Source organism: Streptomyces kebangsaanensis, from assembly GCF_001906585.1.
Classification (GTDB): domain Bacteria; phylum Actinomycetota; class Actinomycetes; order Streptomycetales; family Streptomycetaceae; genus Streptomyces; species Streptomyces kebangsaanensis.
On sequence record NZ_JUJA01000022.1, the window covers coordinates 32177 to 34414 of the forward strand.

A 2238-nucleotide genomic window follows, 5' to 3' on the forward strand; every position below is an offset into this window, starting at 1 on the left:
CTGCCGTAAGGGGTCCACAAATCAAATCCATTCCCGTAGCTCTCGCTGTAGATATCAGATTTGCCGTAGAACTTCTCAAGCGTCTCTGTCATTTCATCGACACCGGCAGCGCCACGGGCTTTGTCATGTGGCCGAATGCCACAGTTGCTGTTGTGAACGAGGACCGGCGTCTCCCCCGCCAGCACATAGTACGTGTGCAGGTCGTCAACTGTGAGGTTGTAGGTGCGGGAGTTTTTTGTGTGCGCCCTGTTGGCGGTGACGATGACCGTGTCACCGCCGTCGGTCCGCAGGGTCATCCCTGGTTGCAGGGCGGCGGCAGGTACCCAATCGAGTTCCGAGGGTGACCAGAACGGGTGCTCATGGGTCGCCGTGAGCTTCTCGATCCCGCTTTCGGTGGCGATCGAGAGTTCGTTGAAGTGCTTGTCGTTTTCCGTAACGATGAGGCCGGTTACCTCGCGCGAGCCCCGTTCTCCCGTTTCGGGGTCGGTGGCCAGCACCTTATCGCCCAGGTCGATGTCTTCAATGCTTTTTGTTTCACCGTCCGCCATAAGGACGGCCGTGCCAGCAAGGAAGCACTCACCCTGGATCCACCGCGTAGCGGACGGGCCGTGGACGGAGAAATCAGAAGAGGTGCCCGCTGACCTGGGATGATGGGAGTTCCTACGCTTCCACCGGTCCCGACCTGCAAGGCACCTCTCAAGTGAAATCGTCCCACAGCCCGGCGCGGGTGTTTGCCGCGTTCGACGAGCCGAATCTCATCGCGCATGCCGGACTGGTCCCGGTGATCCGGCTGGCCGAGCGGTGCGGCCTGCCGGCTCTGGTGGCCGAGAAGGTCAAACTGACCGGCGCGGCCAACGGCGCCGGCACGGCCCCCGACGCGAAGGCGATGAGCATCGTGGGCGGCATGGCCGCCGGCGCCGACTCCATCGACGACCTGGATGTCCTGCGGCACGGAGGGCTGCGGAAGCTCTTCGCAGGGGTGCGGGCACCGTCCACGCTGGGCACCTTCCTGCGCGCCTTCACCTGGGGACACGTCCGGCAACTCCAGTCCGCGACAAGCGCGTTCACCTGCAACCTGGCCGCCCACACCGGACTGGTGCCCACGACGGACGAGGTGGTGTTCGTCGACATCGACTCCAAGGTCAAGCAGGTCTACGGCCCGGCCAAGCAGGGCGCCTCGTTCGGCTACACCAAGGTCCGCGGGCTGCACTTCCAGATCGTCACGGTCAAGACGTCCACCTGCGCGCCGGTCATCGTCGCCACCCGGCTGCGCAGGGGCTCGGCGGGCTCCGGCAAGGGGGCGGCGAGTCTGCTGCGCGAGGCGCTGACCACGGTGCGGGCCATGGGGATCACCGCACAGATCATCGTGCGCGCCGACTCGGCCTACTTCTCCCACAAGGTCGTCGCCGCCTGCCGTCGGGCCGGCGCCCGCTTCTCGCTGGCCGTCGCGGTCACCAAGACGATCCGCGAAGCGATCGCGTCCATCGCCGAGGACGCCTGGACGCCGATCCGGTACACCGACGCGATCTGGGACGCCGAGGAGGAACGCTGGATCTCCGACGCCGAGATCGCCGAGATCCCGTTCACCGCGTTCACCAGCAAGAAGAAGCAGTTCCACACCACCGCCCGGCTGATCGTCCGCCGCGTGAAGCGGCTGAACCCGAAGACGGTGCCCGACGGACAAAGTGAGCTGTTCGCGGTCTGGCGCCATCATGTGGTCTTCACCGACAGCACCTTCGTCCTGACCGACGCCGAGCCCATGCATCGTGCTCACGCCGCGGTGGAACAGGTCTTCGCCGATCTGGAGGACTCCGCCCTGGCCCACCTGCCCTCGGGGAAGTTCACCGCGAACGCGGCCTGGCTCACCCTGGCCGCCACCGCCTACAACCTCACCCGCGCGGCCGGACACCTCGCTTCCGCCTTCCACGCACGGGCACGGACCGGCACGATCCGCCGTCATCTCATCGCCGTTCCGGCCCGCATCGCCCGCCCGGGACGACGAGTAGTGCTGCATCTGCCCCGACGCTGGCGCTGGGCCGACGACTTCACCGACCTGTGGACCGCCACCGGGCAGCGGATGCAGACCTGACCAACCGGACCCCCGCCCGTCCACGATCTGGAAGACCTCGGAGAACCCGCCACCGGAACGGCCATCCGGAAACCCGCCCTGCCCGGAACCGAAAATCCACCCCGAAACCAATCACACCGCGCGATCAAAGATCACGCGGTGGATCGAGG

Annotated in this window: 1 protein-coding gene and 1 pseudogene; one reads left to right on the top strand and one right to left on the bottom strand. The window is 66.2% G+C overall.

The window, feature by feature from the left end:
• A pseudogene (locus tag RH94_RS02375) lies at positions 1-578 on the bottom strand (polymorphic toxin-type HINT domain-containing protein); the annotation flags it as partial.
• A gap of 122 nt (positions 579-700) precedes the next feature.
• Here RH94_RS02375 and RH94_RS02380 point away from each other — a divergent pair.
• Positions 701-2089, top strand: coding sequence for an IS1380 family transposase (locus RH94_RS02380; protein ID WP_073945630.1), 1389 nt, complete (start codon positions 701-703; stop codon positions 2087-2089).
• Positions 2090-2238: the final 149 nt, after the last annotated feature.